4 protein-coding genes and 1 pseudogene are annotated in these 4,265 nt (G+C 26.9%); 3 read left to right on the plus strand and 2 right to left on the minus strand.

Annotation, left to right across the window (positions count from 1 at the left end; translation table 11 throughout):
- Nucleotides 1–38: 38 nt before the first annotated feature.
- Together AB1Z17_RS07135 and AB1Z17_RS07140 are read right to left on the minus strand one after the other, a co-directional pair.
- The gene (locus AB1Z17_RS07135) at nt 39–1,271 is read right to left on the minus strand and encodes an alpha/beta hydrolase-fold protein (RefSeq protein ID WP_368051111.1); all 1,233 of its coding nucleotides are present in this window, start codon (nt 1,269–1,271) and stop codon (nt 39–41) included.
- 128 nt (nt 1,272–1,399) lie between these two features.
- Entirely contained in the window at nt 1,400–1,789 is a 390-nt protein-coding gene (locus tag AB1Z17_RS07140) for a MotA/TolQ/ExbB proton channel family protein (protein ID WP_368051112.1), read from the minus strand.
- 210 nt (nt 1,790–1,999) lie between these two features.
- Between AB1Z17_RS07140 and AB1Z17_RS07145 the strand changes: the two genes are divergently transcribed.
- The 3 genes and pseudogenes from AB1Z17_RS07145 to AB1Z17_RS07155 form a co-directional block, all read left to right on the plus strand.
- Nucleotides 2,000–3,070, plus strand: a complete 1,071-nt coding sequence (locus AB1Z17_RS07145; RefSeq protein WP_368051113.1) for a sensor histidine kinase — start codon at nt 2,000–2,002, stop codon at nt 3,068–3,070.
- The gene (locus AB1Z17_RS07150) at nt 3,063–3,779 is read left to right on the plus strand and encodes a LytR/AlgR family response regulator transcription factor (protein WP_368051114.1); all 717 of its coding nucleotides are present in this window, start codon (nt 3,063–3,065) and stop codon (nt 3,777–3,779) included. Before AB1Z17_RS07145 ends, AB1Z17_RS07150 begins: the two co-directional genes overlap by 8 nt.
- 92 nt (nt 3,780–3,871) lie before the next feature.
- Nucleotides 3,872–4,265, plus strand: a pseudogene (locus AB1Z17_RS07155) (diphosphomevalonate decarboxylase); the annotation flags it as partial.

Below are 4,265 nucleotides of genomic sequence, written 5' to 3' on the forward strand. Positions count from 1 at the left end.
CAAAAATAGCAAAAAAGACTTATAAATTAACGAAGTGGTTACAATTTAGATTGAATTTCAATAATTCTTTTTTTATGAGTGTCATTTCCGCTTAGTTCAAATGCCTTTTTTATGTTTTTTAAAGCATTTGGAAAATCTTCAACAGTTTCATAATACTCAGCTAAAGAATCAAATGAATTTGCACTTTTTGGATAATATTTTACACCCATTTCAAAAAATAATTTGGCTTTTTCTGGCGCTCCCATTTGCAAATTCATATAACCATAACCGTTAAATAGTTCTTCCACCATTGGAGGAACTGAATATCCAAAATTTTCTAAATAAATTTTGGCTTGATTATTTAATAATTTGGTTAATTCGGCAACAGTAGTTTCAGGATTGTTATATTTAGGTGGATTTTTAAATTGAAACCATTTAAATATATTAACCAAACCATCTCTTATTGATGGTAAAGGAACAGTTCCGTGCAAATCTTCAGGATATATTTTCCAGGAAAAATTTAAGCCACTTTCTTTATGTGACTCAGCAAAGTTTGAAAACTCCATAATTGAACGTGGAAACAAGGTAAATTCTGAAGTGTTTTCCATTAAATTATTAACAGTTACACTTTCATCCATCATATGTAGTTGTTCTGCTGCCATAGAAATAAAGAGCGATTTTCCCTTAAAATTTTCAGAAGTCAGTTTTTCTTTTGCCTGTTTTAATAATTTTTGATTATCCCAATCTAAACTTGGGTCAATGGCAATATAATTTTTGAAAAATGAGCCATGATTAATGAGCATATTTACAGTGAACAAGCCTGCGTAGGAATGCCCAATTAATGTTCTGTAGGAAGTTGTTGGGTAGGTTTTATCAACATAAGGAATTAATTCCGAAGTAATATATTCAGTAAATTTATCTGCTCCACCGGTATCTTGATCAAATTCTGAACCACGGCGCATTTTTATTTGTGAAGTTGTTAAATCTCTAGTTCTATTTGTTTGGTTAGAAATTCCAACCAAAATCATGTGAGGTAAATAATGTCCCCAATAATTATTGTAAACTGTTTCTAAAGTATTTAACATTACTCCCCCATCTAAAATATAGATAACTGGATATTTCTCTGAACTATTCGGATTGTAATTTTCTGGTAATTGAACCCAAAAGTTTTTGTGTTGATTAAAAGTGTTTGAGAAAATACTATCTTTTATTGCTGAAGAATTTATTTGAGCTTGAATTTGAGTTATTGAAATAAAAATAATCATTATTCCTTTAGTAAGTTTTGCAATCATTTTTGATTTTTTTATTAGTAGCATATAATTAACTGTAACAAGTTGTGTAAAGTGTTACAATTATAATTGAAAAAAGTGAAGTTTTGTAATGTCCTTCAATTTAATATTAAATCTAAATAGGAATATTTTTACTTTTTTAATACGTTTAAAATTATAATTCCAATGCGGGCAATTAAGAAAACAATCATTCCAAACAACGGTGAAAGTATTGCAATTTTTAGACCTCCCGCTAAAACTGATGGAGAGATATCACCTGCAGCTTCAATTGCATCAAATGCACCAATCAAACCTAACATTTGACCTAAAAAGCCCCAAACAAGTACAAATAAACTTATAGAGCTAACTAAAGTAATGGTTTTATCTCGTGCAGCAGGTTTTAAAAGGCCTCTAATTAATAGAATAATAATTACAATTAAAATTAGAAGAGTGGTGTACATGAATAATGGTCCTCCCTCATTTAATCTAGTTAAAATTGAGTTTGCAATAAAAGGCCTAATGCTTTGTAGCGCTAATAACATAATTTTGATTTTTTAAATTTATATGTCAAATATAATATGATATTTAAACAATTAATTCTAATTGCGATAGTTAACAAGAAAGTTACGATAAGTAACCGATTAAAGCCGAATTTTACAGAAAAAAGTTTAAAACTTGTAAAAAGCAGTAAGATTTTATGTGTCCATCGCTAAAATAAATTTAACTTTAGCATTAATTGCATATTGCACTTTATGAATAAAAAAAATAGCATTCTAAAATATTTTCTTACCGTTATTGGGCATTCAATATTTTGGTTGGTTATTTATTATTTTTATGCCTATTTCTTAGGCTATGGAAGTTCTAATACAAGATATGTTAACTTGTTTTCAGGATTTTTAATGCCTTCAACTATCTTAATTAGCTACTTTTTAATTTACTATTTAATTCCAAATTTTTTACTAACAAAAAAGTATAAATATTTTATTTTATACAGTATTTATACTTTTATAATTTCAGTATATGTAATTATTTTATCAATTCTATATGGATTAATTTATTCTGAAGGTTATAAAGAGTTTGAAACAGTACCGTTAACTAAAACATTACCGTTTATAGTCTTAGGAGTATATTTTGTGGTTTTAATTGTAGTTTCGCTAAGTTTAGTAATGCATAATTACAAATCGATAGTAAATAATGAAAATTTAAAGAATAAAATACTACAAACACAATTACAAATAAAAGATCAGGAATTACGGTTTCTTAAAACACAAATTCATCCTCATTTTTTGTTTAATGCGTTAAATACAATTTATGGTTTTGCTCTGAAAAAGAAGGATGAAGCACCTGAAATGATTTTAAAATTATCTAATTTATTAGATTATATTTTATATCAAATAGAAAAACCTCAAGTACTTTTAATGGATGAAGTAAATCATTTATTAGATTATGTTTCTCTTGAGAAAATGCGTTTTCATGATACTTTAGCAGTTGAAACTAATATTAAAGTTGAGAACCCTACAATTCAAATTGCTCCTATGCTTTTAATTCCATTTGTTGAAAATGCTTTTAAACATGGCGACATTATTAAGGGAAGTTTAACTGTAACTATTGATGTAAAAACTGAAGAAGATATGTTGTTTTTTACTATAGAAAACTCAAGTCTAAAGGAGCATTTAAAAAATAAAGGAATAGGGTTGGAAAATATAATGAAACGATTGGAAATGCAATATCCAAATTCTCATACACTAGTAACTAATCAAACTGCAAATACTTTTAAAGTAGAATTAACGATTAGGAATTTTAAATATTTAAAAAATGAATAAGAATATTCAATGCATTATTGTTGATGACGAACCCGTTGCACGCGAAATTTTAGAAAATCATTTAAATAAAATTGAAGCAGTTACAGTGGTGGCAGCATGTAAAAATGCCATTGAAGCTTTTAATCAACTTAATTCAAACACCATAGATTTAATTTTTTTGGACATTAATATGCCTGAAATTTCGGGTTTGTCTTTTGCAAAATCTATCAATACAAATATTAAGGTAATTTTTACAACGGCTTATCGAGAGTATGCTGTTGATGGTTTTAACTTACAAGCTGTAGATTATTTGCTGAAACCAATTTCGTTTGAGCGTTTATTACAAGCGGTAAATAAATATTTAGGAGAAAAATCTATTGAAGTTATTGAAAATTCAGCTGAAATCATTCAAGAAAAAAGCGATTTCATTTTTGTGCGTGCCGATAGAAAAATGATAAAAATAAATTTTTCTGAAATTAATTATATCGAAAGTTTAAGCGATTATATTAAAATTCATTTAGTAAATAAAACTATTGTAACACGAGAAACAATTACAAATATAGAAGCTAAATTGCCTCAAAAAGAGTTTTTAAGGATTCATAGGTCATATATTGTGTCAATTTCAAAAATAGAATCCTTTACAAATGAATTTATTGAAATTAATAAAAAAGCATTACCAATAAGCAGAAGTTATAAAAAAGAAGTGCTATTTAAATTAGAAAACATATAAAGTTTTTGAATTTTTTTAAGCTAGAATGAATTTTAGTTTTGTTTTACCTTTTTTATTAAATACTAAACAGTATATTTGCTAAAATTTTAGAATTGATAGAAACAGATTTTATTTTACAAGATTATAACCTAGAAAAAAAATCAAAAGGAAGTATTTCTTGGAAAACTCCAAGCAACATTGCTTTAGTAAAATATTGGGGAAAACAAGAACCTCAAATTCCTGAAAATGCATCCATAAGTTTTACCTTAGATGCTTGTTTTACGTTAACTACTTTAGAGTATTCAAAATCTAATTCAAAAAAAGGAGGCAATTTCGACATTTATTTTGAAGGTGAAAAAAAGGACAATTTTAAACCGAAAATTCAAAAGTTTTTTGAAAGAATAGAACAGTATGTGCCTTTTTTAAAGGATTTTGATTTTGTAATTAAATCAAGAAATTCATTTCCTCACAGTAGTGGAATTGCATCTTCAGCAAGTGGAATGAGTG

Source organism: Lutibacter sp., from assembly GCF_040883305.1.
Classification (GTDB): Bacteria; Bacteroidota; Bacteroidia; order Flavobacteriales; family Flavobacteriaceae; genus Lutibacter.

Coding starts and splice junctions, on each gene's coding strand:
- AB1Z17_RS07135 (WP_368051111.1), bottom strand. CDS start 1,271: ATGATTGCAAAACTTACTAAAGGAATAATGATTATTTTTATTTCAATA.
- AB1Z17_RS07150 (WP_368051114.1), top strand. CDS start 3,063: ATGAATAAGAATATTCAATGCATTATTGTTGATGACGAACCCGTTGCA.
- AB1Z17_RS07140 (WP_368051112.1), bottom strand. CDS start 1,789: ATGTTATTAGCGCTACAAAGCATTAGGCCTTTTATTGCAAACTCAATT.
- AB1Z17_RS07145 (WP_368051113.1), top strand. CDS start 2,000: ATGAATAAAAAAAATAGCATTCTAAAATATTTTCTTACCGTTATTGGG.